Genomic DNA, 26,345 nt, shown 5'->3' on the forward strand with positions numbered 1-26,345 from the left:
TGTTCGGCGGCGGGGGCCCTTCGTACGGCTACGGCTACGGGACCTGCGTGGCCCGCGCCTCACGGCGGTTGTGGCGGAACGTGTTCGCCCGACGCGTCGTGGCGAACAGCGGAATCGTCGCCGCCAGAGCGATCTGCAGCGCACAGCCCGTCTGGAGCAGCAGCTGACCACCGGGCGCGTCGAACGCCCAGGCCGCCAGCAGCCCCATCGCCCCGACGATCCAGCTCAGCATCGCCACCGCGAGGACACCCCGCGGCTTGGGGTACTCGACCCGGCTCACCATCAGCCACGCCACCCCGATGATCGCCAGCAGCGTCGGGACGAACGGCAGCTCCAGCAGCACGATCGAGACGACCGTCAGCGCGCCGAAGGGGCTCGGCATGCCCTGGAACATGCCGTCCTTCATCGTCACGCAGCTGAATCTCGCCAGCCTGAGCACGACCGCGAGCAGCACCACGATCGCCGCCAGCGCCGACATCTTCTGGTGCGCGTCCACGGCGACCATGCCGTAGACGAGCACGAAGTACGCCGGGGCGAGCCCGAAGCTGATCAGGTCGGACAGGTTGTCCAGCTCCGCGCCCATCGGCGAGCTGCGCAGCTTGCGGGCCACGATGCCGTCGAAGAGGTCGAAGACCGCGGCGAGCAGCATCAGTATCACGGCCGTCGCGGCGCTGCTGCGGGCCATGCCCGACTCGCCGCTGCCGGTGAGGTGCGGGATGAGGATCCCGGTGGTGGTGAAGTACACCGCCATGAATCCGCACGTCGCGTTACCGAGCGTGAGGGTGTCCGCTATCGACAGCCGCAGTGACAGCGGCATGTCGTCCTCGGCGGACTCCTCCTGCGATGCCTCGGGCACCCAGCCCGCGGCGGGAGTCTCAGGGTCAGTCACGGTCAATTCGGGTCACCCCCGCGGTGGTGGCCTGACCGACCTCGACCGCGACCTCGACGCCCTCCGGGAGGTAGATGTCGACGCGCGAGCCGAATCGGATCAGACCGATGCGTTCGCCCTGCTCCACCTTGGTGCCGGCCGGCAGGTACGGGACGATCCGGCGCGCCACGGCGCCGGCGATCTGCACCATCTCGATGTCGCCGAGCTCGGTGTCGAAGTGCCAGACGACGCGCTCGTTGTTCTCGCTCTCCTTGTTGAACGCCGGGACGAACCCGCCGGGGATGTGCTCCACGGACGTCACCGTGCCCGCGAGGGGCGCGCGGTTGACGTGGACGTTCAACGGGCTCATGAAGATCGCGACCCGGGTCCGCCCGTCCTTCCACGGCATGATGCTCTGCACCACTCCGTCGGCGGGCGAGATGACACGGCCCTGAGCGATCTCACGCTCGGGGTCGCGGAAGAACCACAGCATGCCCGCCGCGAGCGCGGTGGCGGGCACGGCCGCCGCGGCCCAGCGTCCGGACTTGCGGGCCCGGGTGAGGCTGAGCGCCGCGGTGGCGACGGTCGGCAGGAGCCACGGCGATGCTCCGCGCGCGAGGCGTACGCCAAGGAGGCTGTCGCGAGGTGCAGAGGTTTGGCTGTGGGGCATGGATGACCTTCGTAGCGGGTGATGCCGCGCCGTAAACGGGGGGACGGGACGGCGGCTTTACTGGAATGCTATCGGTTGCGCGCAACAACTGGGCAAGCCAGAAGCCGAGTCGATGACCTCCGACCAGTGACTGCTAGTGACTCTTTTGCGGAAAATCACTGGAGGATTCGCCGCAAAAGGGACTTTCAGCCCTGGAGACGGTACTCCTCGAGCAAGCGTCGCCCAATGATCATTTTCTGGATCTCGGCGGTACCTTCACCGATCAGCAGCATCGGGGCCTCCCGGTAGAGGCGCTCGATCTCGTACTCCTTCGAGAAGCCGTAGCCACCGTGGATACGGAAGGCGTCCTCCACGACCTCCTTGCAGTACTCGGAGGCGAGGTACTTCGCCATCCCTGCTTCGAGGTCGTTTCGTTCCCCGGAGTCCTTTTTGCGTGCTGCATTGACCATCATCGCATGGGCCGCTTCGACCTTGGTAGCCATTTCGGCCAGCTTGAACTGGATCGCCTGGTGCTCGGCGATGGCCTTGCCGAAAGTGTGACGTTGCTGGGCATAAGAGACACCCAGCTCGAAGGCACGCTGTGCGACGCCGCAGCCACGGGCCGCCACGTTGACGCGGCCGACCTCGACCCCGTCCATCATTTGGTAAAACCCTCGGCCCGTCTGGCCGCCGAGGACCCGATTGGCCGGAATGCGCAGTCCGTCCATGATCAGCTCGGTCGTGTCGACGCCCTTGTAGCCCATCTTGTCGATCTTGCCCGGGATCGTCAGGCCCGGACGGACCTCACCGAAGCCCGGCTCCTTCTCGACGAGGAAGGTCGTCATCGACTTGTGGGGGGCCGTGCCCTCCGGGTGTCCTTCGTCACTGCGGACGAGGACGGCCACCAGCGTGGAGGTGCCGCCGTTGGTCAGCCACATCTTCTGGCCGTTCAGGACGTACTCGTCCCCGTCCTTCACCGCCTTGGACGTGATGGCCGACACGTCGGAGCCGAGACCCGGCTCGGACATCGAGAACGCGCCGCGCACCTCGCCCAGCGCCATGCGCGGGAGGAAGTGGTCCTTCTGCTCCTGCGTTCCGTGCTGCTTGAGCATGTACGCCACGATGAAGTGGGTGTTGATGATGCCCGAGACGGACATCCAGCCACGCGCTATCTCCTCGACGCACAGCGCGTAGGTGAGCAGCGACTCACCCAGGCCGCCGTACTCCTCGGGGATCATCAGCCCGAAGAGGCCGAGCTCCTTGAGCCCGTCGACGATCTCCTGCGGGTACTCGTCGCGGTGCTCCAGCTGGGTCGCGACCGGGATGATCTCCTTGTCGACGAACTCCCGGACGGTCTTGAGGATCTCCCGCTGGACTTCGTTGAGCCCGGCGGTCTGGGCGAGTCGGGCCATGGCTACTTCCCCTGTTCCTTCAGCGTGGGCCGGCCGGGCTGCTCGCCGCCGCGCTCCTTGATGTACGTCTCGGTCGGGACCATCACCTTGCGCCGGAAGACGCAGACGAGGGTGCCGTCCTGCTTGTAGCCCTTGGTCTCCACGTACACGATCCCGCGGTCGTTCTTCGACTTCGACGGGGTCTTGTCGAGGACCGTGGTCTCGCCGTACAGGGTGTCGCCGTGGAAGGTCGGCGCCACGTGCCGCAGGGACTCGATCTCCAGGTTGGCGATGGCCTTCCCGGAGACGTCCGGGACGGACATGCCCAGCAGCAGCGAGTAGATGTAGTTGCCCACGACCACGTTCTTGCCGAAGTCGGTCGTGTTCTCGGCGTAGTTGCTGTCCATGTGCAGCGGGTGGTGGTTCATGGTCAGCAGACAGAAGAGGTGGTCGTCGTACTCCGTGACCGTCTTCCCGGGCCAGTGCTTGTAGACCGCGCCGACCTCGAACTCTTCGTAAGTGCGTCCGAACTGCATCGGGATCAGGCCTCCGGGATCTCGAACTTGGTGGTGCGCTCCATGCCCGCGGCGCGGCCCTTGCCCGCGATGACCAGGGCCATCTTGCGGCTGGCCTCGTCGATCATCTCGTCGCCGAGCATCGCGGAGCCCTTCTTGCCGCCGGCCTCCGAGGTGCACCAGTCGTACGCGTCGAGGATGAGCTCGGCGTGGTCGTAGTCCTCCTGGGAGGGGGAGAAGACCTCGTTGGCCGCGTCGACCTGGCCGGGGTGCAGGACCCACTTGCCGTCGAAGCCGAGGGCGGCGGCGCGGCCGGCCACCTCGCGGTACGCGTCCACGTCGCGGATCTGGAGGAAGGGGCCGTCGATGGCCTGGAGGTTGTGCGTACGGGCCGCCATCAGGATCCGCATCAGGATGTAGTGGTAGGCGTCCGCGCCGTAGCCGGGCGGCTGCATGCCCACGACCAGCGTCTTCATGTTGATCGAGGCCATGAAGTCGGCCGGCCCGAAGATGATCGTCTCCAGGCGGGGCGAGGCGGCGGCGATGGCGTCGACGTTCACCAGGCCCTTGGCGTTCTCGATCTGCGCCTCGATGCCGATCTTGCCGACCTCGAAGCCCATGGTCTTCTCGATCTGGGTCAGGAGGAGGTCCAGGGCCACGACCTGCTGGGCGTCCTGGACCTTCGGCAGCATGATGCAGTCGAGGTTCTGGCCGGCGCCCTCGACGACCGTGATGACGTCGCGGTACGTCCAGTGGGTGGTCCAGTCGTTGACGCGCACCACGCGGGTCTTGCCGGTCCAGTCGCCGTTGTTCAGCGCGTCCACGATGGTGTGGCGGGCGCCTTCCTTGGCGAGCGGCGCGCAGGCGTCCTCCAGGTCGAGGAAGACCTGGTCGGCCGGCAGGCCCTGGGCCTTCTCCAGGAAGCGCGGGTTCGAACCCGGCACCGCGAGGCAGGAACGGCGCGGGCGAAGACGGTTGACCGGGTGGACGGGCGTGGTCATGCGGGGACCTCCGTGCTTGCAAGGTTTGCGGTGTCGTGAAGGGGGTGGAGCTTGTTCGCTTTGCGGATCTCGTCGACGATACGGCCGATGATCTCGGTGATGCCGAAGTCCTTGGGGGTGAAGACGGCGGCGACTCCGGCCGCCTTGAGTGTGACGGCGTCCGCGTTCGGAATGATGCCGCCGACGATGACGGGAATGTCACCCGCCCCCGCCGCACGCAGGCGTTCCAGGACATCCGGGACGAGCGCGCAGTGCGAACCGGACAGGATGGACAGTCCCACGCAGTGCACGTCCTCGGCCAGCGCCGCCGACGAGATCTCCTCCGGTGTCAGCCGGATGCCCTGGTAGACCACCTCGAAGCCCGCGTCACGGGCCCGTACGGCGATCTGCTCGGCGCCGTTGGAGTGCCCGTCCAGGCCGGGCTTGCCGACCAGCAGGCGCAGCCGGCCCGAGCCGAGCTCGTCGGCCGTACGGGCCACCTTCGCGCGGACCTCGTGCATCGGCGTACCGGGCTCGGCGGTGACGGCCACCGGGGCGGAGGAGACCCCGGTCGGGGCGCGGAACTCGCCGAAGACCTCGCGGAGCGCCGTCGACCACTCGCCGGTGGTGACACCGGCGCGGGCGCACTCCAGGGTGGCTTCCATCAGGTTCTCGGTGCCGGCCGCCGCCTCCTTGAGACGGTCCAGGGCCTGACGGGTGGTGGGGAAGACGAAGGGATCGCCGTTGCCCTGCCGGTCCGAGGACTCCTCGCGCTCGGCGCGCCAGCGGCCGATGCGCTCGACGGTCAGCGCCTCCACCGCCCCGTCCACCGTCATGATCGCGCCGTCCAGGTCGGCGGTGAGCGGGTTCTCCTCGGTCTGCTGGAAGCAGTTGACGCCGACGATCTTGTCCTCGCCGGCCTCGATCCGGGCGCGCCGCTCGGCGTGCGAGGAGACCAGCTGGGACTTGAGGTAGCCGGACTCGACGGCCGCCATCGCGCCGCCCATCTCCTGGATCCGGTCGATCTCGGCGAGGCACTCGGCGACCAGGGACTCGACCTTGGCCTCGATCACGTGCGAGCCCGCGAAGATGTCCTCGTACTCCAGCAGGTCGCTCTCGAGCGCGAGCACCTGCTGGATGCGCAGCGACCACTGCTGGTCCCAGGGCCGGGGCAGGCCCAGCGCCTCGTTCCAGGCCGGCAGCTGCACGGCGCGGGCGCGGGCGTCCTTGGAGAGGGTGACCGCCAGCATCTCCAGGACGATGCGCTGGACGTTGTTCTCCGGCTGCGCCTCGGTCAGGCCGAGGGAGTTGACCTGGACGCCGTAGCGGAAGCGGCGCTGCTTGTCGTTCTCGATGCCGTACCGCTCGCGGGTGACCTTGTCCCAGATGCGGCCGAAGGCGCGCATCTTGCACATCTCCTCGATGAAGCGGACGCCCGCGTTCACGAAGAAGGAGATACGGGCGACCACCTCGCCGAAGCGCTCCTCGGGCACCTGGCCCGAGTCGCGCACCGAGTCCAGCACGGCGATCGCGGTGGACATCGCGTACGAGATCTCCTGGACCGGGGTGGCCCCCGCCTCCTGGAGGTGGTACGAGCAGATGTTGATCGGGTTCCACTTCGGGATGTGGTTGACCGTGTACGCGATCATGTCCGTCGTCAGGCGGAGCGAGGGTCCCGGCGGGAAGACGTGCGTCCCGCGCGAGAGGTACTCCTTGACGATGTCGTTCTGAGTGGTGCCCTGGAGCTGCGAGATGTCCGCACCCTGCTCCTCGGCGGCCACCTGGTAGAGCGCCAGCAGCCACATGGCGGTGGCGTTGATCGTCATCGAGGTGTTCATCTGCTCCAGGGGGATGTCCTGGAACAGCCGCCGCATGTCGCCCAGATGGGAGACCGGGACCCCGACCCGGCCCACCTCGCCGCGGGCGAGGATGTGGTCCGGGTCGTAGCCGGTCTGCGTCGGCAGGTCGAAGGCGACCGACAGGCCGGTCTGGCCCTTGGCGAGGTTGCGGCGGTACAGCTCGTTGGACGCCTCGGCCGTGGAGTGGCCGGCGTACGTCCGCATGAGCCACGGACGGTCTTTCTGGCGCTCTGTCATCTCAGGCTGTCCCTTTGGCCTTTGAACGGTCTCAGACGATTCAGACGTTGCGGAAGCGGTTGATCGCGTCGAGGTGCGTGGCGCGCATCTCGTGGTCGCGCACGCCTAGGCCCTCCTCGGGGGCCAGCGCGAGGACGCCGACCTTGCCCTGGTGGAGGTTGCGGTGGACGTCGTACGCGGCCTGGCCGGTCTCCTCGAGGGAGTAGACCCTGGACAGCGTGGGGTGGATCTTGCCCTTGGCGACCAGGCGGTTGGCCTCCCACGCCTCGCGGTAGTTCGCGAAGTGCGAGCCGATGATCCGCTTGAGCGACATCCACAGGTAGCGGTTGTCGTACTCGTGCATGTAGCCCGAGGTCGAGGCGCAGGTGGTGATGGTGCCGCCCTTGCGGGTGACGTAGACGCTCGCGCCGAAGGTCTCGCGGCCGGGGTGCTCGAAGACGATGTCGATGTCCTCGCCGCCGGTCAGCTCGCGGATGCGCTTGCCGAAGCGCTTCCACTCCTTCGGGTCCTGGGTGTGCTCGTCCTTCCAGAACTTGTAGCCCTCGGCGTTGCGGTCGATGATCGAGGTCGCGCCCATCGCCCGGCAGATGTCCGCCTTCTGCTCGCTGGAGACGACACAGATCGGGTTGGCGCCGCCGGCCAGCGCGAACTGGGTGGCGTAGGAGCCGAGGCCGCCGCTCGCGCCCCAGATCAGGACGTTGTCGCCCTGCTTCATGCCGGCGCCGTTGCGGGAGACCAGCTGGCGGTAGGCGGTGGAGTTGACCAGGCCGGGGGAGGCGGCCTCCTCCCAGCTGAGGTGGTCCGGCTTGGGCATCAGCTGGTTCGACTTGACGAGTGCGATCTCCGCCAGGCCGCCGAAGTTGGTCTCGAAGCCCCAGATGCGCTGCTCGGGGTCGAGCATCGTGTCGTTGTGGCCGTCGGAGGACTCCAGCTCGACCGACAGGCAGTGGGCGACGACCTCGTCGCCGGGCTGCCAGGCGTTGACGCCGGGGCCGGTGCGCAGCACGACGCCCGCGAGGTCGGAGCCGATGATGTGGTACGGCAGGTCGTGGCGCTTGGTGAGCTCCGACAGGCGCCCGTAGCGCTCCAGGAAGCTGAAGGTGGACACCGGCTCGAAGATCGAGGTCCACACGGAGTTGTAGTTGACCGAGGAGGCCATGACGGCCACCAGGGCCTCGCCCGGGCCGAGTTCCGGCACCGGGACCTGGTCGAGGTGCAGCGACTTGCGCGGGTCCTTCTCGCGCGTCGTGAGCCCCGCGAACATCTCCGTCTCGTCCTTGTGCACGGTGATCGCGCGGTACGAGTCGGGCAGCGGCAGGGCCGCGAAGTCTGCGGCGGTGGCGGACTGCGACTGAATCGCGTCCAGGATGTCCTTCACGGTAGAGCCTCCGGCTTAGCGCTGATGAGGGTGCGCTGAGGGATACGCGGGTGCGTGGAGCGGGTGTGGTGTGTGTGCCGTCGGTTCGGCGGAGCGGTGGTGCTGGCGCGCCTGTGGTGGGGCGAGCGGGAGCCTGGTGACGCAGGCATCCGGGGCGCGTTCCGAGCCGAGTGGGCGAGGGCCGCGGGGACATCCGGACGAGATTCAACGTATGGCACCCCGTGTCACCCGGCAAGGCACCGCGTGCCAAAAGTTTCTCTCATTTGCCGATTGACCTGCGCACATGAGCCATGATCGATCAGAGTTACCCGCGAGTAGGGGCAAGCCGGACAAACAAAGAGGGCCGCCCCCGAGACGGGGGCGGCCCTCTGTGACGAGGATCGCTACTTGTTGCGCAGTGCCTCTTCGATGGTCCGCATGACCTCGTCGAGCGGGGCGTCCGTGCGGGCCACCGCGACCAGCACCTCGCCCTGGGTGCGGACCGCGGCCGGCGCGGCCGGCGCGGTGGTCAGGGTGCGGCCCGCGCCGATCCCCGAACCGAAGGTCTTCCGTACGATCGAGAAGGCGTGGTCCAGCTGCGCCTCCACGTCCCCCTGGCCGCCCGCCCGCAGCCAGCGCCGCAGCACGTGGTTGTGGGCGGTCACCACCGCGGAGGCGGCCACCTCGGCCAGCAGGGGGTCGTCGTTGCCGTCGTGGTGGTCCTGCTCGTCGAAGTGGGCCAGCAGGTAGCGCGTGAAGAGCCGCTCGTACCGGGCCACCGAGGCGATCTCCCGCTCCCGCAGCGCCGGCACCTCGCGGGTCAGCCGGTAGCGCTCCACCGACACCGCGGGCGAGGCGGCGTACATCTTCATGACTTCCTTGATCCCCCGGCACACCGTGTCGAGCGGGTGCTCGTGCGCCGGGGCCACGTCGAGGACGGCCTCGGCGCGGGTCAGGGTGTCGTCGTGGTCCGGGAAAATCGCCTCTTCCTTGGACCGGAAGTGCCGGAAGAAGGTCCGCCGGGCCACGCCCGCGGTCGCGGCGATCTCGTCGACCGTCGTCGCCTCGTACCCCTTGGTCGCGAACAGCTCCATCGCGGCCGCCGCGAGCTCACGGCGCATTTTGAGCCGCTGCGCGGCCGCCTTGGTGCCGGCCGGGGTCTCCGGAGCGTCGGAGGACGAAGAGGCGCGGGGCGAGGTCTTGGCGGGCTGGGACATAGAGCGAAAGTACTTCATTCGCGCAGGAGAGCGCGCCTGAGGGGGGTGGGACGGGGATGGATGCGGGGGAGAGCCCGCACTGGGCTCGGGAGGGTCAGTCCGCCGTGAGGGTCCGGCGGACCCGAGCAGCCCTCCCCACGCATCCGGCTCTTGGGCCCGCGGCTCACCGACGGGCGTACTCACGGAATCCGCGGCCGGTCTTCCGGCCCAGGCAGCCCGCCGCCACCAGGTGCTCCAGCAGCGGGGACGGGGCCAGGCCCGGGTCGCGGAACTCCTTGTGGAGGACCTGCTCGATGGCCAGCGAGACGTCCAGGCCGACCACGTCGAGGAGCTCGAAGGGCCCCATCGGGTAGCCGCCGCCCAGCTTCATCGCCGCGTCGATCTGGTCGAGGCTGGCGTAGTGCTGCTCGACCATCTTGATCGCGTTGTTGAGGTACGGGAACAGCAGCGCGTTCACGATGAAGCCCGCCCGGTCCCCGCAGTCCACCGGGTGCTTGCGCACCTTCGAGCAGATCCCGCGGACCGTCGCGTGCACGTCGTCGGCCGTCAGCACGGTCCGGACCACCTCGACCAGCTTCATCGCCGGGGCCGGGTTGAAGAAGTGCATGCCGATCACGTCCTCGGGACGCGACGTGGCACGGGCGATCGCGATCACCGGCAGCGAGGACGTGGTCGTCGCCAGCACCGCGCCGGGCTTGCAGACCTTGTCCAGGGACGCGAACAGCTCCTGCTTGACCACCAGGTTCTCGGCGACCGCCTCGACCGCCAGGTCCACGTCCGCGAAGGCGTCCAGCGAACCGGCCGGAGTGATCCGCCCCAGCGTCAGGTCGGCCGCCTCCTGGGTCAGCCGGCCCTTGGCCACCGCACGGCCGAGTGACTTGGCGATCGCGGCCTTCGCCGCGTCCGCCTTCTCCTGGCTGCGCGCGGCCAGCACCACGTCGAAGCCCGACTGCGCGAAGACCTGCGCGATACCGCTGGCCATGGTGCCCGAGCCGGCCACGCCGACCGAGGTGACCGGGCGGCCCGCGCCGAGCCCGGCGTCGGCCGCCGGGGTCAGGGCGTCGGCGACGATCGCCGAGCTGCCGGCCTGCGCGTACGTGTAGAACCCGCGGCCCGACTTCTGCCCGGTCAGGCCCGCCTCGGCGAGGTGGCCGAGGATCGGGGCCGGGGCGTGCAGCCGGTCGCCGGAGGAGGCGTACATGGCCTCCAGGACGGTCCGCGCGGTGTCCACACCGATCAGGTCCAGCAGCGCGAGCGGCCCCATCGGCAGGCCGCAGCCAAGCCGCATCGCCGCGTCGATGTCCTCGCGGGAGGCGTACTTCGACTCGTACATCGCGGCGGCCTGGTTGAGGTAGCCGAAGAGCAGGCCGTCGGCGACGAAGCCGGGGCGGTCGCCCACGGCAACCGGCTCCTTGCCGAGCTCGCGGGCCAGCGCGGTGACGGCCTCGACGGCGGTCGGGGCGGTCAGCACGCAGGAGACCACCTCGACCAGCTTCATCGCCGGGGCCGGATTGAAGAAGTGCAGGCCGAGCACACGCTCGGGGCGCTGCGACTCGGCGGCCATGCGGGTCACCGACAGGGCGTTGGTGCCGGTGGCCAGGATCGTGTCGGGCCGCACGACCGCGTCGAGCTCGCGGAAGACCTGCTGCTTGAGTTCGTAGGTCTCGGGGACGACCTCGATGACGAGGTCGGCGTCGGCGGCCGCGCTCAGCTCGGAGTAGGTACGGAACCGGGCGAGCACGTCCGCGCGCTCCTGCTCGGTGAGCAGCTCCCGGGTCACGGAACGCGCCGTGGAGGCCGCGAGGGCGGCGGTGGCCCGGGCGGCGGCGGTGTCGCTGACGTCGATGCCGATGACCTCGCGGCCGGACCGGGCGAGCACCTCGGCGATGCCGGTGCCCATGGTGCCGAGGCCGACGACGGCGATGGTCTGGAGGGTGGACTGACTGGACGTGGACGGACGGTCCATCGCGGGACTCCAGTGGAAGAGGGTGACGACTGAGGGTGGCCCGGCGCGCGGCGCACGGTTCGCGGCCGGCGGGCTGATGCGGAAGATCGCACGCAGTGCCCGAAGGGGCGGAGAGCGGCGGGCCCTGTCCCGGGGCCACGCCGTGGGTCGTGCAAGTGCGCCGTGTATACGTCGCACGTCATACGTCGTACAGAACCGACTGGCACGAGGCGGCTGCGTCACCAGGCCGTCCCCGTACGTGTTGGAGCGACAGTAACCCGCCGGTAACTGGTGCGCCAGAGTGCGGAGATGTGACCTGTACCGCCCAAATGTACCGATCATCGATCATCGATCATCAATCACTGCGAACGGACCGTGGCGGCGGCCGCACCCGCCTAGGGTGGCCGGGTGAACGACGTGCTGGAGCGCCTGCGGGCGGAGGCCGGGCAGTCGGCCAAGGCGGAGTACGAGGTGCTGCTGGCGGCGCCGCCGGACGCCCTCGCGGCCTCCCTGACCTCGGCCGGGCTGCCCCTGTGGGCCCGCGAACTGGCCGCGTACCGGCTGGGCCTGGGCGGCGACGCCCGCGCCTTCGAGCCGCTGGTGCTGCTGCTCAACCACCGCGACCCGCCGCGCTGCGCCGCCGCCGCCGAGGCGCTGGCCGTGCTGGGCGACCGGCGCACCGCCCGGGCCGCGGCGGCCCTGGCGACCAACGGGCTCCGCACCGCCTACGCCCTGCAGCCGGTCCGGCTGCTCACCGCGCTACGGGCCCCGGAATCGGCCCCGGCGCTGATCAGCACCCTGTCGCGGCTGCTCGCGCCGAACGACCCGTACTGGCGGGTCGCCCTGGCCTGCGTGGAGGGCCTCGGCGCCCTGGCCGACCCCCGAGCCCGCGAGACCCTGACCCGCGCCCAGTCCCACCCCCGCCTCGCCCTGGCGGCGACGAAGGCCCTGCGCAACCTGCCGTGACGGCTCGCGGATACGCGAACGGGGCAGCCCGCCGAAGAAACGGCGGACTGCCCCGGGTCCCGGGTCAGGACGGAGAGATCTCCCGGTCAGCGCCCAAGCGCTGATCGAAGTAGGTCACCTTCCAGGCGGGACCGAGTTCCGCAGCGAGTTGCCGGGCAAGCACCTCGCCGGTCTGTGCGAATTCCTCCGCGGCTTCGTCGCTGGAGAATCCGGACAGTCTGGGGTCGTCCAGACACAGGGTTGCGTCGTATGCGTCAGCCCATTCGTCCAGCTTTTCGGCCAGCTCCGGCGTCAGCCCCAGAATCGGATCGTTCGGTGCCAGGTCACCGGAATTCTGACCCTTGAGCCAGAGCGGGTGGCATTCGTAATCGGCCAGGACGCGAATGGCCTGGGTGTCAATGTTCAGGATCCGCTGCCCCTCATGTTCGCCCCCACGATGAAGCCATTGTTCCCGGTGGTGACCGCGACGGTCTGAGTCTTGCCCTTGTAGACTACCTCGTAGATCGGCCGGCCCTTCCCCTTCCCCTGGTAACCGACAACCTTTCCTTCGGTGACGGCCTTGATGAGGAATCCCGGAATGTCTTCCTCGGGAATGCCGGCCTTGGCGAATTCCTCGCCGTGATTCATCACGTGCTGAAGTCCGGCCCGAGCGTCGCCCGTCTCCAGGAATACGATCTTTCCGTCGGAGGTCCGACCGGCGGCGACCACATTCTCGCGCGAGAACTTGGTGCCGTTCTCAGCGAGCTCATCGAGCAGCTTGGGGTTGAGCAGATCGTCCGCGGCGTTCGCGGCCTTCTTGAAGCGAGAAGCGGCGATCATGGCTTCGACGCCTTCGTAGCCCCACTTGACGACCTTGATGCCCTTGCCGACGGGGATCACGCCGACGATGGCCATGGCGCAGCCGCCCCAGGTGGGGTCCTGGATGCACCGCTGGATGTCACCGCCGCCGATGACTTCCCAGACACCCTTCAGGACGAGCTTCGCCAGCTGGGGGTCCGGGCTGGCGAAGATGATCTCGTCAGGCTCGGCTCCCAGCATGCACGGGGGCAGGCTGTCGCGGTTGAAGGGCACGACGCACTTGGGCTTCTTCGCCTTCTTCTCCGCCTCGGCCTGCTTCTTGCGCTCTTCCTCCGCCTGGCGGCGCGCCGTGGCCTCTTCGGCCTCGAACTTCTTCTTGACCTCGGTCCAGGCCTCGGACGCGAGGGTGTTGGCCTCGTCCTTGCTCTTGCCGGCGGCGGTCGCCGACTCTCGGGCCTGCGTTGCGGACTCGTTGGCGCGGGCCGCCGAAGTGCGGGCGTACTTCGCGGAGAACTCGGCCTGGGCGGCGGACTCCTCGGCGGCGTCCGCGTCGCGGGAGGCGGCGTCGGCCGCGTTGCGGGCGGTGGCCGCGGACTTCTTGGCCGCGGCGGCGCTGGCCTCGGCGGCGGTGGCGGACTTGTTGGCGTCCTCGGCGTACTTGGCGGCGGAGTCGGCGGACTTCCGCGCCTCGATGACGGCGGCGTCGGCCTCGGACTTGGCCTGGTTGGCCTTGGCGGCGGCTTCGGCTGCGCGCCAGCGGTTCTGGTTGGCCTTGGCCGCGACGCCGGACGCTTCCGCGATCAGGCGGTCGATCTGGTTCCTGTGGTGCTCGGCGAGCTTGTCCTTGCGGTCCGCCATGTACTGGCCCACCGCGACGAACTCGTGGAGCTGGTCGGCCTGACCCGCCAGGGCGATCTTGGCCGCGGCCTTGACCTCGGGGCCGCCTTCGTTGACGAGCTTGGAGGCGATGACCTGCTCGTCGCTGTTGCGCGCCGAGTACTGGCCCACGGCCAGGAAGTCGGCCAGGGCCTTGCCGGTGCCCTTGGCCAGGGCCGCCTTGGAGGCGTCCTTGACTCCGGGGCCTCCCGCGTTGTTGAACTTCGAGACGGCGACTGCGAGGTCATCCGCGCCGGCGGTGAACTGGCCGTCGGTGTAGAAGGCGGTGATCTGCTGCTCGTTGCCCGTCAGGGCGCCGGCCGCGGCAGTACGCACCGATGGGTAGGGGCTCTGTCCGCTGAGCTGGAAGACGCGTGCGCGGATCTCGTCGCGCCCGGCCTGCGTCCAGCCGGTGCGCAGGTACTCCAGCACCTCGGCGTCGGTGCCCGACAGGGCGGCGGCCGCGGTCTCCTGGCTCCAGGGGCCGCGGAGCTTGAGGGCCTTCATGGCCAGGGTGCGGCCCTTGGCCGCGGTGGCCTTGGCGTCCACGTTCGGCTTGGCCGCCTCGGCGGCCAGGGCCGTCGCGGTGGCCTCGAGCTTCATGCCCTCGGCGTACTCGGCCGCGGATGTCGAGACGAAGGTCTCGGTCCGCGCCTTGCGGGACTTGGCACGCTCGATCGCGGCCTCGGTCCGGGTCGCCAGATCGGTGGCCTCGGTCTCACGGGCGATCTGGACGACGTCCTTCGCCGTCTTCACCGCGGTGTCGGCGGCCTCGGCGGCCGTCTTGGCCGCGGCGGCGTGCTTGTTCGCCTCGGCGGCGGCGTTCGCCGCCTGGCCGGCGTGGGCGGCGGCCTCGTCGGCAGCGTCGGCGGCGGCGCGGGCGTGCTTCGCCGCGCTCCGGGCCGCGTCACGCGCTTGGAACGCCGCGTCGGCGGAACGCTGGGCGAGCGCGGAGGCCTGGTCGGCGGCGCGGTTCGCGGCGTTGGCGTGGCGGCGGGCGTCGGCCGCGGCCTGGCGGGCTTCGGCCGAGGAGTTCCCGGCCGCGTCCGCGTAGTTGTTCGCCTGGTCGGCCGCGTCGGCCGCGGCGTTGGCGTTGTCGCCGGCGTTCTTCGAGGCTCTGGCCGCGAGTCCGGCGGCCTGGGAGGCCTTGCCGGCCATCTCGGCCGCCATGGCCGAGGTCTCGACGAGACCTGCCGCCATCCGCGCGATGCCCGCGAGGTCCTTGGCGCGGGAGGCCTGCGTGGCGTCGTTGCCCGCGGCGATGGCCGCGTTGTAGGCGTCGTTCGCCGCGTTGGCCGCGTTCGCGGCAGCGGTCGCGGTCTGCGCGGCGGCGAGCGCCGCGATCCGCGCGGCGCGACTGGCCGCGTTCGCCGAGCTGATGGCCTGCTGCGCGGCCGCGGCCGCGGCGCGGGCGGCGTCCGCAGCCTGCTTGGCCTTGACCGCGGCGCGCGTGGCGTCGTTCTTCGCCTTGTTCGCCTCGTCGGCCGCCTTCAGCGCGGCCTCCTTCGCCAGGGCGGAGGCGGCGATGGCGCGGGCCGAGGCCTCTTCGGCCGCCTTCGTGGCGTCCTCGGCCTGGATGCCCGCCTGCTTGGCGTCCTCCGTCAACTGCGCGACGGTGGCGTACTCCTGGTCCCGGTTACGGGCCGTGAACTGCCCGATCTCGAGGAACTCGACCATGTCCTCCTGGGTGCCGCGCAGTGCGACCTTGGCGGCCGCCTTCACGTTCGGGCCGCCGGACGACGCGAGCTTCGAGACTGCGACCTCGTTGTCCGTCTCGCGCGCCGCGTACTGTCCCTCGTCTAGGAACTTGGCGACGTCTGCCGGGGTGCCCTTGAGCGCGGCCTTGCCCGCGTCCTTGACCCCGGTACCGCCCAGGTTGACGACCCGGGAGGCCTCGACCTGACGGTCCTCGTTGAGTGGACCCTGCCACCCGCTCCGCAGGAACATGCGGAGGTCGGTCGGAGTGCCCTTCAACGCCTGCTTGGCCGCTGCCCGGACCGCCGGACCACCGGCGTTGAAGACGCGGCTGGCGTCGACGTAGTCGTCGTCGTACTGGATGGCGTCCTTGCCGTCCAGGAACTTCTTGATGTCGGCGTCCGACCCCAGGAGCGCCTGCTCGGCCGCTTCCTTGATACCGGCGCCGCCGGTCTTCCAGTAGCCGACGACCACGCCGCGGTCGGAGACCTTGGGCAGGCCGTCGTCGAGGTCCTCGGCCGCGGCGGCGGGCCATGCCCCCAGCAGCCCGGCCATCAGCGCCACCGGCAGGAGACCGGCAGTGGCGCCGGCGCTCAGCCTGGAAATGCCCGTGCCGGCCCGGCGGCCGGTCTTGGGGCGTTTCGCCCCGGTGAAGAGTGTGGGCCGTCTCATGCGGCAGGTCCCCCAACTTTGGTGCGTGGCAGAGCCGTTTGTGTGCGGGTGCCTGGTCGAGCGCCCCCGCAGATCGACTCCGCACGACATCACCGGTGCGGCATGGAAGACCGGCACCGCCGCGGGCGACCCCGCCGATGTCTCTCCCGTTGCCATCGGTGAGGTCGCCGGGATGCCCCGTACGACGGTGTCGTCCGGGGGCGCGGCGGCGCGGCCGGGCATGGCGTTCGCCCGGCCTGCCAGACCGTATGTCTTGACCCGGCAAAAATCAATTACAGTTGAACAGTACTCAGCTATGGTTGAGCCAACCGGGGTTCGGGCGTTACCGTCTGCTCGGGAACAGGCCTGCCGAGGACCGCATCCGGGGGATGTGCGGCGGTCCCCACAGCCGTAGCGCTGTGGGTCGAGACCTGGCGGGCGACTTTTCCGAACGCTCATTTTCGTGACATCAAGGGCCGCGTGCGGCCTGTACAAGGGGGAAACTCATGGCGATATCCCGTGCCCGCAAGGCACTGTTCACCGGTCTCGTCGGCACGGCCACGGCGCTCGCCGCGGCGGCCTCGCTCGGTGTCGCGTACGCCGGCCCGCAGTCCGGCGCCGCCGCCGCGGCGGCCGGCACCGAAATGCCCACCGCCGTCGAGGACTTCGCGTACCCGAACGCCGCGAAGATCCAGGCCGAGCAGCAGATCGTCCTCAAGCGCGGTGACGGCCACATCACCCTCATCACCTGCGACGGCACCCCCGACATCACCGTCAAGTCCCGCACCGGCCAGAAGCTGTACTGCTTCGACGTCAACGCCCCCAAGGGCTACGTCACCCTCGAGCTCCCCGACGCCTTCGGCATCTGGACCGAGGCGTTCCCCGTCAAGGCCACCATCACCGCCAACGGCACCGACAAGACCGTCATCGACGCCCCGGCCAACGACTACAAGCCCTTCGGCGAGGCCGGCGACACCGGCGAGCGCTCCATCCTCCTCGAACTCCGCGTCACCGGCTGACCACCGGTTCCGCACGCCAACGCCGACCCACGTTCGTAAGGAAGCTCACCCATGTCTGCACTCCGTCCGCGCACGAAGCGGATGACCGGCCTGATCGTCACCGCCACCGCGGTCACCACGGCCCTCGTCTCCGCCGGCTCCGCCCAGGCCCTCACCGGCCCCGAGGCCCCGGCCGGCCAGTACGCCTACGTCGCGAAGCTGACCATCGGCGACGAGGCCAACTCCCGCGGCTGCACCGCCGCCATCGTCGACGAGTGGTGGGTGGCCACCGCCGCCTCCTGCTTCGCCACCACGCCCGGTGTACAGGTCCCGGCCGGCAAGCCCGCGCTGAAGACCACCGCCACGCTGAGCAACGGTACGGCCGTGGAGGTCACCGAGCTCGCCCCGCGTACCGACCGCGACCTGGTCCTGGCCCGCCTCGCGGCGCCGGCCAAGGGCCTGGCCACGGTCAAGGCCGCGCCCGCCGCGCCCGCCGCCGGCGTCGACCTGACGGCGGCCGGGTTCGGCCGTACGAAGACCGAGTGGGTGCCCGGCAAGCTCCACACCGGCACCTTCACCACCAACACCACCGACGCCACCACCCTCGCCATCACCGGCAAGGGCACCGACGTCCTGTGCAAGGGCGACACCGGCGGCCCGCTGCTCAACGCCAAGGGCGAGCTCGTCGGCGTCAACAGCAAGTCCTGGCTGGGCGGCTGCCTCGCGGCCGACCCCGCCGAGACCCGCACCGGGGCGATCTCCACGCGGGTCGACGACCTCGCCGCGTGGGTGGCGAAGACCACCGAGCCGCGGCGCTCCGCCGCCTCCAACGAGGCCGGCGGCACCGACCGCGTGCGCTGGGCCGACTTCGACGGCGACCGCAAGCCCGACTACGTCAGCATCGCCGACAACGGCGCGGTCAAGGTGTGGCTGAACCACGGCGGCGACCCCGCCGGCGTGAACGGATGGGAGACCCTGGGCGAGGTCGCCGCCGGTACGACCACCGACCGCTCCCGCGTACGCCTCGCGGACTTCGACGGTGACGGCAAGTTCGACTACATCGTCGTCAACGCCAACGGGTCGGTCAACGTGTGGCTCAACCGCGGCGGCGACGGCCACGGCAGCTGGCAGTCCATCGGCCAGGTCGCGTCCGGCGTCACCAACGACGCGAGCAAGGTCCGCTTCGCGGACTGGGACGGCGACGGCAAGACCGACTACCTCGTCTTCAACGACGCCGGAGCCGTGGAGGTCTACCTCAACCGCGGTGGCGACCAGGTGGCCCCGTGGCAGTCCGTCGGCCGCGTGGCCACCGGCATGACCAGCGACCGCAACCGGATCCGCTTCGCGGACGCCGACGGTGACGGCAAGGCCGACTACTACGTCATCAAGCCGGACGGCAAGGTCGACCTCTACGTCAACCGCGGCGGCGACGCGGGCAACGGCTGGCAGGTCGTCGGCCAGATCGCGACCGGTCTGACCACCGACCACACCAAGGTCCAGTTCGTCGACTTCTCCGCGGACACCCACGCCGACTACGTCCTCGCGGGCGCCGGCAACAGCGCCTCCGTCTACGCCTGGAACGGCGGCGACCCGGGCAACGGCTGGGTCAACCTGGGCAAGGTCGCCAGCGGCACCTGAGCCCCGCGCGCCCGTGCTTGACCGCGCGCGCCCCTGCCTGACCCCGCTTGACCCCGTTCGACCCGCCTGACCCCGCACGCCGCATCCGCCCACCCCGGTCATCCCCCCAAGGAGAGCGAGGTGGGCGGATGCGTACGCGGGATCCGCTCCGCACACCCCTAAGGCATCGCACGCATGACGAAACGCACCGCCGCCCTCAGCCTCACGCTGCTCGCCGCCATCGCCGCCGCGGGCCTCGGCGCCACGACCGCCACCGCCGCCGCGCAGCCCGCCCCGCCCCTCGTACGGATCATGCCGCTCGGTGACTCGATCACCGCCGGCGCCAACAGCTCCACCGGCGCCGGATACCGGGCGCCCCTCTGGGACCTGATGGCCGGCCAGTCCCGCTACACGCCGGACTTCGTCGGCTCCGGTTCCTTCGGCGGCGTCGCGGACGGGGACAACGAGGGCCACAGCGGCTGGACCATCGACGACGTCCGACGCAACATCGACGGCTGGCAGGCCGCGGCCGACCCGGACGTCGTCCTGCTGCACCTGGGCATCAACGACCTCCACAACAACCACGCCGATCCCGAGGAAGCGGCGCGCCGGCTCTCCTCCCTCGTCGACCGGGTGCTGGCGAACCGGCCCGGCGTGAGCGTCATCGTCCAGGGCCTGCTCACCGACACCACCGGATTCGAGCAGCAGACCCGGGTCTTCAACGCCGTCATCCAGGGCGAGGAGAGCGCGCGGCGCGGCCGCGGCGAGCGATTCCGCTACGTCGAGCCGCCCCGCCTGGACGTCGCGGCCGAGCTGCCCGACCACCTCCACCCCAACGACGCGGGCTACCGCAAGATGGCCCTGACCTTCCACGACGGTCTCGAGCGGGCCGTCGCCGACGGCTGGGGCGTACGGCCGCGCGCGCCGCGGGCGGGAACCGAGGCCGGCGGCGCCGGCGCCGTCCGCTGGGCCGACTTCGACGGGGACGGCCGCCCCGACTACCTGACGATCGCCGCCGACGGCGAGGTCAAGGCGTGGCTCAACCGGGGCGGCGACGGCGGGGGCGGCTGGGAGGCCCTCGGCCGCGTCGCCACCGGGACCACCACCGATCGCACGCGGGTGCGTCTCGCCGACTTCGACGGTGACGGCCGGGCCGACTACTGGACGATCAGCCCCGACGGCGCCGTCAACGTCCACCTCAACCGGGGCGGCGACGTGGGCGGCGGCTGGAAGGATCTCGGCAAGGTCGCCACCGGCACCACCAACCGCAGCGACCAGGTTCGGCTCGCGGACTGGGACGGCGACGGCCGGGCCGACTACCTCACGATCGCCGACAACGGCGCCGTCACCGCCTTCCTGAACCGCGGTGGCGACGGCCGCGGCGGGTGGGGCCCCCTCGGCCAGGTCGCCACGGGGACGACCACCGACCGCAGCCGGGTGCGTCTGGCCGACTACGACGGTGACGGCAGGGCCGACTACTGGATGATCAGCCCCGGCGGCGCCGTCACCACCTACCTCAACCGGGGCGGCGACGGGCACGGCGGCTGGCAGGTGCTCGGCCGGACCGCCACCGGTGTGACCACCGACCACACCCGGGTCCAGCTCGTCGACTTCAACGCCGACAGCCATGCGGACTACCTGCTCACCGGCGGCGGGGCCGACGCCGGCGTCAGCGCCTACCTCTTCGACGGCGGCGACCCCTCGGGCCCGCACGGCTGGAACCCCGTCGGCACGGTCATCACGCCCTAGCTAGGAGGTGATCGCGAAGGCCTCCACCTCCACCAGGAGTTCGGGGTGGAACAGGGCGCTGACCTGGACCGCGGAGGAGGCCGGGAGGCGGTCCGGGTGAGGTGACTGCGGGCGGGCGAAGGATCAGGAGCGGTCATGCCCCTGATCCTGTCCGCCGGAGATCATCCCCGGAAGCCCAGCAGCCCGTGCAGGGCGGCGCCGCCCGCCGAGGGCGGGACCGCCCGGGTCGCCACTGCCGGCTTCGGAGCCGGCTGCGCGGGGCAGGTGGCGTCCGCGGCCTTGCCCGTGAGCAGGTACGCGGACAGCTTCTCGTCCAGACACTTGTTGCCGCTCAGCGAGATGCCGTGGTTGCCGCCGCCCTCCTCGACCACCAGGGCCGCGCCCGCCAGCTTGTCGCGCATGCTCACCGCGCCCTCGTACGGGGTCGCCGCGTCGGCCGTCGCCTGGAAGAGGAGCGCCTGCGGGAGGTCGGCGTTGGTCACGTCCGGGGCCTGGAGCGGCTCTCCCGGCCAGAACGCGCACGGGGCGTTGTACCAGGCGTTGTTCCACGTCATGAACGGCGCCTTGGCATGCGTGCGCCACATGTCCGCACGCCACTCGTTCCAGTCCTTCGGCCACGCGGAGTCCCGGCACTGCACGGCCGTGTACACGCTGTAGCTGTTGCCCGCGGAGGGCTCCACCGCGCCGAACCGCTCGTACGCCGCCACCAGAGGTTTGGGGTCCTTGCCCACCGAGTACGCCGAGAAGGCCTCGGCGAGGTTCGGCCAGTAGCCGTTGAAGTAGCCGCCCGGCAGGTAGGTGTCCTCCAGCTCGGCCGGGCCCACCTTGCCGCCCGCCGGCGTCTCGCGCAGCGAGTCCCGCATCGCGTACCAGCTGCGCTCGACCGCCGCCGGGTCGCTGCCGAGCCGGTACTTGTCGTCGTACTGCGCGACCCAGGCCAGGAAGGCCTTGTGGCGTGCGTCGAAGGCCTCGTCCTGGGCGAGGTTGTCCTGGTACCAGACCCCGCTCGGGTCCACGACCGAGTCCAGGACGAGACGGTGTACCCGCTCCGGGTGGAGTTTGGCGTACACCGCGCCCAGGTACGTCCCGTACGAGTAGCCGAAGTAGCTGATCTTCTGCGCGCCGAGGGCGATGCGCACCGCCTCGATGTCGCGTGCCGCCGAAACCGTGCCGATGTACGGGAGCACGTCCGCGTGCTTGGTCTGGCAGGACTCGGCGAACTTCCTGACCCGCTCCAGGTTGGCCCGCTCGGTCTGTTGGTCCAGCGGCACCGAGTCCGGGCGTACGGGGGAGAAGTACCCGGAGCCGCAGTCCAGGGTCGGCTCGCTCTTGCCCACGCCCCGGGGGTCGAAGCCGATCACGTCGTACCGGGCGGCCACGTCCTTGGGGAGCGCGGAGGCGACGAACCCGGCCAGGGTGCGGCCGCTGCCGCCGGGGCCGCCGGGGTTGACCAGCAGCGGGCCCTGGGACGTGGCGGCGGTGTGCGGGACCCGGGTGAGGGCCAGCGAGATCAAGCGCCCGCCCGGCCGGTCGTGGTCGAGCGGGACCCGGAGGGAGGCGCACTGGAGGGTGGGGTACCGCGGGGTCGAGCAGCCGGCCCACTTCAGTGCGGCGGCAGCGGCCCCGGCCGGCGTGGGCGCGACGGGGGCTGCCGTGACCGGGCCCGCCAGGGCGGCGGTCACGGTGGAGATTGACAGCAGGACCGCGGCGCGCTTCTTCAGGGTCGAGGGGCGGATCGAGGGTCGGAACATGGGGCCTCCCAGCCGAGGGTTCTGGGCGGAATCGTCCCGGAACCCGCGCCCGGAAGGCGGGATTGTGCAGCCTATTGGCCCGATGTGATGACTCTTCAGGCGGCGTGTCGGGCCGTCACAGCAGGGTCAGCTGGGTCGGCCGGTCCGCGACGGAGGCCTCGGCCCCGTCCGGCCGCTCGGGTACGAGGACCCGCCGCGCGGCGCCGCGGCCGCCCGGGCCGATGCCGAATTCCGCCGCGAGCTCGTGGACTTGGCGGGTGATCTGCCGTTGGTACCAGGTGGGCGCGTACGAGCCGCCCGCGTACATCCGCGCGTACCGCTCCACGAGGCGGGGGTGGTGCTCGCCCAGCCAGGCCGTGAACCACTCGCGCGCGCCGGGCCGCAGATGGAGTACCAGGGGTGTCACGGACACCGCCCCGGCCTCCGCGATGGCCCGGACGGTGGCCCGCAGCTGCTCCGGGGAGTCCCCGAGGAAGGGGATCACCGGGGCCATGAGCACCCCGCACTCGATGCCGGCGTCGGTGAGGGTCCGTACGGCGCCCAGCCGGGCGGCGGGGGAGGGGGTGCCGGGCTCGACGGTCCGCCACAGGGCGGTGTCGGTGAAACCGACGGACACGCAGATGCCCACGTCGGCGACCTGCGCGGCCTCCTGGAGGAGCGGGAGGTCGCGCAGGATGAGGGTGCCCTTGGTGAGGATCGAGAAGGGGTTGGCGCGGTCGCGCAGTGCCTCGATGATCCCGGGCATGAGGCGGTAGCGGCCCTCGGCGCGCTGGTAGCAGTCGACGTTGGTGCCCATGGCCACGTGCGCGCCGGTCCAGCGGCGGGCGGCGAGCTCGCGGCGCAGCAGCTCGGGGGCGTTGGTCTTGACGACGATCTGCGAGTCGAAGCCGAGGCCGGTGTCGAGGTCGAGGTAGCCGTGGGTCTTGCGGGCGAAGCAGTACACGCAGGCGTGGCTGCAGCCCCGGTACGGGTTGACGGTCCACTCGAACGGCATCCGGGAGGCGCCGGGGACCCGGTTGAGCAGGGACTTGGCCCGTACCTCGTGGAAGGTGATCCCGCGGAACTCGGGGGTGTCGAAGGTGCGGGTGACGACGGCGTCGGTCCCGAAGAGCGCGGCGGGGCCGGTGGGGCGGACAGGGCCGGCGGGGCGGGCAGGGTCGACGGGGCGGGCAGGGTCGACGGCGCGAGTGGGGCCGGTGAACGCGGCTGCGTCGGCGGTGTCCCCGGTGGTGGCGGTGTCCTCGGTCAGATGGTCCCAGCGCATGGTGCGCCTCCCTCGGTAGCTCTTCCCCGAGAATAGAACAAACGTTCCCATGATCGTGCGGGGCGGTTTCCGGCACCCCCGGATTTGGGCGGCCGCCCCGGAGGTGGTTGGCTTCGCGGTGACGAGCGATCACAACTGCTGGAGGAACAGCTATGGCGCAGGTCGAGGCCACCACGGAGCGGATCATCGCGGCCGACGCGGAGACCGTGTTCGACGCGCTGGCGGACTACACCGGGACCCGGGGCAAGCTCCTGCCCGAGCACTTCAGCGAGTACGAGGTGCGCGAGGGCGGCGACGGCGAGGGCACCCTCGTCCACTGGAAGCTCCAGGCCACCAGCAAGCGGGTGCGCGACTGCCTGCTGGAGGTCACCGAGCCCACCGACGGGCAGCTGGTCGAGAAGGACCGCAACTCCTCCATGGTCACCACCTGGACGGTCACCCCGGCGGGCGAGGGCAAGTCGAAGGCCGTGATCACCACCGTGTGGAACGGCGCCGGCGGCATCGGCGGCTTCTTCGAGCGGACCTTCGCGCCCAAGGGCCTGACCCGCATCTACGACACCGTGCTCGCCAACCTGGCGGCCGAAGTCAAGGGCTGAGCCCGGTCGTTGACGATGGGGCCCGGGTGCGGCCTCACCGGATCGGGTGAACCGGCCGCGCCCTGGGGCGGCGGCCGCTCCCGGCGGAGCCGACCGGCGCAAGCGCGCCGCGGCGGGGCGTGGCCCCGAGGCCTTGGGGGCGACGGGCGGCTAGGGTGGGGGAGCTGAGCGCAGTCGACCGCCCGGGGGCCCGATGAAGATCCTCATCTCCGCCGACATGGAGGGCGCCACCGGCGTCACCTGGCCCGCCGACGTGCTCCCCGGCACCCCGCAATGGGAGCGCTGCCGGTCGCTGTTCACCTCCGACGTGAACGCCGCCGTACTCGGTTTCTACGACGGCGGCGCCGACCAGGTCCTCGTCAACGAGGCCCACTGGACCATGCGCAACCTGCTGCTGGAGCGCCTCGACGCGCGGGCCGAGATGCTCACCGGCCGCCACAAGACCCTCTCCATGGTCGAGGGCGTCCAGCACGGGGACGTCGACGGCATCGCCTTCGTCGGCTACCACACCGGCGCCGGCTCCGAGGGGGTCCTCGCCCACACCTACCTCGCCAACTCCATCACCGGGGTCTGGGTCAACGGGGTCCGCGCGAGCGAGGGGCTGCTCAACGCCCACGTCGTCGCCGAATACGGGGTCCCGGTCGTCCTCGTCACCGGGGACGACCTGACCTGCGTCGACGCGGCGGGCTACGCCCCCGACGCGGTGACCGTGGCGGTGAAGGACCACGTGTCGCGGTACGCGGCCGTCTGCCGCACGCCCGCCCGCACCGCCGCCGACATCCGCGCCGCCGCCAAGGAGGCCGCCGCGCTCGCGGTCCGGCGCGAACCCGTACGCGGCGGTCCGTTCACGGTGGAGCTGGAGTTCGACGCCGAGCACCTGGCGATGGCGGCCACGCTCGTCCCCGGCATCGCACGGTCGGGGGAGCGCCGGGTCGCGTACACCAGCGAGACGATGTACGAGGGGATCCGGACCTTCAAGGCGGTCACGACAGTCGTCTCGGCGGCTGTGGAGGAGCAGTATGGCTGACATGCACGACCTGAATCCCTGCGTCGACCGGACGGCGCTCGACGAGGCGGTCGAGTTCACCTCCGGCCTGATCCGCATCGACACGACCAACCGGGGCGGCGGCGACTGCCGCGAGCGCCCCGCCGCCGAGTACGTCGCCGAGCGGCTCGCGGCCATCGGCCTGGAGCCGGCGATGCTGGAACGCACCCCGGGCCGCACCAACGTGGTGGCCAGGATCGAGGGCGCCGACCCCGCCGCCCCCGCCCTCCTCGTCCACGGCCACCTCGACGTGGTCCCCGCCGAGGCCGCCGAGTGGAGCGTGGACCCCTTCTCCGGCGAGATCCGCGACGGCGTGGTCTGGGGCCGCGGCGCGGTCGACATGAAGAACATGGACGCCATGGTGCTCGCCGTCGTGCGCGCCTGGGCGCGCGCGGGCGTCAAGCCCCGCCGGGACATCGTGATCGCCTACACCGCCGACGAGGAGGACAGTGCCGTCGACGGCTCCGGCTTCCTCGCCGACCGCCACCCCCACCTCTTCGAGGGCTGTACCGAGGGCATCGGCGAGTCCGGTGCCTTCACCGTCCACACCGCACCCGGTCAGGCCCTCTACCCGATCGCGGCAGGTGAACGCGGCACCGCCTGGCTGAAGTTGACCGCCCGTGGCACCACCGGGCACGGCTCCAAGCCCAATCGGGCCAATGCCGTCAGCCGGCTGGCCGCCGCGGTGGCCCGGATCGGCGAGTACGAGTGGCCCGTGCGGCTCACCGACACCGTCTCCGCCTGCATCGCCCGGCTCGCCGCCCTGCAGGGCCTGTCGGTGGACCCGCGCAGCCGCGACTTCGACCTCGACCGGGTCCTCGGCAAGCTGGGTCCGGCGGCCGCGCTGGTGGAGGCGACCGTGCGCAACAGTGCCAATCCGACGATGCTCAGCGCCGGTTACAAGCTGAACGTGATCCCCGGCCAGGCCACCGCGTACGTGGACGGCCGGATGCTGCCCGGCGGCGAGGCCGAGTTCATCGCCACCCTCGACGCGCTCACGGGACCCGACGTGCACTGGGAGTTCCACCACCGCGAGGTGGCGCTCGAAGCCCCCGTGGACGGGCGGACGTACGCGATCCTGCGCGAGTCCGTCGAGCACTTCGACCCCGAGGGGAACGTGATCCCCTTCTGCATGGCGGGCGGCACCGACGCCAAGCAGTTCTCCCGGCTCGGCATCACCGGCTACGGCTTCTCCCCGCTCAAGCTGCCGCCCGGCTTCGACTACTGGTCCCTCTTCCACGGGGTGGACGAGCGGGTACCGGTCGATGCGCTGCACTTCGGCGTCCATGTCCTCGACCGCGCGCTGCGGACGCTGTGAGGG

Annotated in this window: 19 protein-coding genes and 1 pseudogene; 7 read left to right on the forward strand and 13 right to left on the reverse strand. The window is 70.8% G+C overall.

The features are described 5' to 3' along the window. Positions 1–34: 34 nt before the first annotated feature. The 9 genes from pssA to ACFWBF_RS13430 all read right to left on the reverse strand — a co-directional run bounded on the left by pssA (position 35) and on the right by ACFWBF_RS13430 (position 11,039). On the reverse strand, positions 35–856 hold the full coding sequence (pssA, locus tag ACFWBF_RS13390) for a CDP-diacylglycerol--serine O-phosphatidyltransferase (RefSeq protein ID WP_385226595.1): 822 nt from the start codon (positions 854–856) through the stop codon (positions 35–37). 25 nt (positions 857–881) lie between these two features. Beyond that, positions 882–1,538 carry a phosphatidylserine decarboxylase gene (locus ACFWBF_RS13395; RefSeq protein WP_030010161.1) on the reverse strand — a complete coding sequence of 219 codons (657 nt, stop codon included), beginning with the start codon at positions 1,536–1,538 and terminating at the stop codon, positions 882–884. Positions 1,539–1,723: 185 nt separating this feature from the next. Then, a complete protein-coding gene (locus ACFWBF_RS13400; protein WP_385599850.1) occupies positions 1,724–2,929 on the reverse strand; it encodes an acyl-CoA dehydrogenase family protein in 1,206 nt (401 codons plus the stop codon). A gap of 2 nt (positions 2,930–2,931) precedes the next feature. After that, positions 2,932–3,444 (reverse strand): MaoC family dehydratase, encoded by a 513-nt coding sequence (locus ACFWBF_RS13405; RefSeq protein WP_112450492.1) that lies wholly within the window; start codon positions 3,442–3,444, stop codon positions 2,932–2,934. Between the two features lie 5 nt (positions 3,445–3,449). Beyond that, positions 3,450–4,424, reverse strand: a complete 975-nt coding sequence (locus tag ACFWBF_RS13410) for an HpcH/HpaI aldolase/citrate lyase family protein (RefSeq protein WP_385599853.1) — start codon at positions 4,422–4,424, stop codon at positions 3,450–3,452. Next, complete coding sequence (locus ACFWBF_RS13415) at positions 4,421–6,499, reverse strand: protein meaA (RefSeq protein WP_385599856.1); 2,079 nt, start codon at positions 6,497–6,499, stop codon at positions 4,421–4,423. The genes ACFWBF_RS13410 and ACFWBF_RS13415 overlap by 4 nt, the downstream gene beginning before the upstream one ends. A gap of 40 nt (positions 6,500–6,539) precedes the next feature. Next, positions 6,540–7,877 (reverse strand): crotonyl-CoA carboxylase/reductase, encoded by a 1,338-nt coding sequence (gene ccrA / locus ACFWBF_RS13420; protein ID WP_385599859.1) that lies wholly within the window; start codon positions 7,875–7,877, stop codon positions 6,540–6,542. A 383-nt stretch (positions 7,878–8,260) separates the two neighbouring features. Then, a complete protein-coding gene (locus tag ACFWBF_RS13425; RefSeq protein ID WP_385226525.1) occupies positions 8,261–9,073 on the reverse strand; it encodes a TetR family transcriptional regulator in 813 nt (270 codons plus the stop codon). Positions 9,074–9,236: 163 nt separating this feature from the next. Next, positions 9,237–11,039, reverse strand: a complete 1,803-nt coding sequence (locus tag ACFWBF_RS13430; protein WP_385599862.1) for a 3-hydroxyacyl-CoA dehydrogenase family protein — start codon at positions 11,037–11,039, stop codon at positions 9,237–9,239. A 387-nt stretch (positions 11,040–11,426) separates the two neighbouring features. Here ACFWBF_RS13430 and ACFWBF_RS13435 point away from each other — a divergent pair, with 387 nt between their 5' ends. Next, a complete protein-coding gene (locus ACFWBF_RS13435) occupies positions 11,427–11,984 on the forward strand; it encodes an adenylosuccinate lyase (RefSeq protein WP_385599865.1) in 558 nt (185 codons plus the stop codon). 402 nt (positions 11,985–12,386) lie between these two features. Here the strand turns inward: ACFWBF_RS13435 and ACFWBF_RS13440 are convergent, their stop codons facing one another. Next, positions 12,387–16,025 carry an ALF repeat-containing protein gene (locus ACFWBF_RS13440; protein WP_385599868.1) on the reverse strand — a complete coding sequence of 1,213 codons (3,639 nt, stop codon included), beginning with the start codon at positions 16,023–16,025 and terminating at the stop codon, positions 12,387–12,389. 485 nt (positions 16,026–16,510) lie between these two features. On the opposite strand from ACFWBF_RS13440, the gene ACFWBF_RS13445 reads away from it, so the two are divergent. The 3 genes from ACFWBF_RS13445 (at position 16,511) to ACFWBF_RS13455 (ending at position 20,368) form a co-directional block, all read left to right on the forward strand. Next, positions 16,511–17,023 (forward strand): hypothetical protein, encoded by a 513-nt coding sequence (locus ACFWBF_RS13445; protein ID WP_385599871.1) that lies wholly within the window; start codon positions 16,511–16,513, stop codon positions 17,021–17,023. Positions 17,024–17,074: 51 nt separating this feature from the next. Further along, positions 17,075–18,640, forward strand: a complete 1,566-nt coding sequence (locus ACFWBF_RS13450) for an FG-GAP-like repeat-containing protein (RefSeq protein ID WP_385599874.1) — start codon at positions 17,075–17,077, stop codon at positions 18,638–18,640. Between the two features lie 174 nt (positions 18,641–18,814). Further along, the gene (locus ACFWBF_RS13455) at positions 18,815–20,368 is read left to right on the forward strand and encodes an FG-GAP-like repeat-containing protein (RefSeq protein WP_385599877.1); all 1,554 of its coding nucleotides are present in this window, start codon (positions 18,815–18,817) and stop codon (positions 20,366–20,368) included. Here the strand turns inward: ACFWBF_RS13455 and ACFWBF_RS13460 are convergent. The 3 genes and pseudogenes from ACFWBF_RS13460 to ACFWBF_RS13470 all read right to left on the reverse strand — a co-directional run. Continuing rightward, positions 20,369–20,464 (reverse strand): annotated as a pseudogene (locus ACFWBF_RS13460) (RidA family protein); the annotation flags it as partial. It lies immediately after the preceding gene. 65 nt (positions 20,465–20,529) lie between these two features. Next, positions 20,530–22,119 (reverse strand): alpha/beta hydrolase, encoded by a 1,590-nt coding sequence (locus tag ACFWBF_RS13465; protein ID WP_385599880.1) that lies wholly within the window; start codon positions 22,117–22,119, stop codon positions 20,530–20,532. A 115-nt stretch (positions 22,120–22,234) separates the two neighbouring features. Continuing rightward, on the reverse strand, positions 22,235–23,383 hold the full coding sequence (locus tag ACFWBF_RS13470; RefSeq protein WP_385599882.1) for an Rv2578c family radical SAM protein: 1,149 nt from the start codon (positions 23,381–23,383) through the stop codon (positions 22,235–22,237). Positions 23,384–23,535: 152 nt separating this feature from the next. Here ACFWBF_RS13470 and ACFWBF_RS13475 point away from each other — a divergent pair, with 152 nt between their 5' ends. The 3 genes from ACFWBF_RS13475 (at position 23,536) to ACFWBF_RS13485 (ending at position 26,342) form a co-directional block, all read left to right on the forward strand. Beyond that, positions 23,536–23,979, forward strand: coding sequence for an SRPBCC family protein (locus ACFWBF_RS13475; RefSeq protein WP_385226544.1), 444 nt, complete (start codon positions 23,536–23,538; stop codon positions 23,977–23,979). Positions 23,980–24,172: 193 nt separating this feature from the next. Then, the gene (locus ACFWBF_RS13480) at positions 24,173–25,006 is read left to right on the forward strand and encodes a M55 family metallopeptidase (protein ID WP_385599885.1); all 834 of its coding nucleotides are present in this window, start codon (positions 24,173–24,175) and stop codon (positions 25,004–25,006) included. Continuing rightward, positions 24,999–26,342 carry a M20/M25/M40 family metallo-hydrolase gene (locus tag ACFWBF_RS13485; RefSeq protein ID WP_385599887.1) on the forward strand — a complete coding sequence of 448 codons (1,344 nt, stop codon included), beginning with the start codon at positions 24,999–25,001 and terminating at the stop codon, positions 26,340–26,342. The genes ACFWBF_RS13480 and ACFWBF_RS13485 overlap by 8 nt, the downstream gene beginning before the upstream one ends. Positions 26,343–26,345 lie beyond the last annotated feature (3 nt).

Source organism: Streptomyces sp. NPDC060028 (assembly GCF_042736725.1).
Lineage (GTDB): Bacteria > Actinomycetota > Actinomycetes > Streptomycetales > Streptomycetaceae > Streptomyces.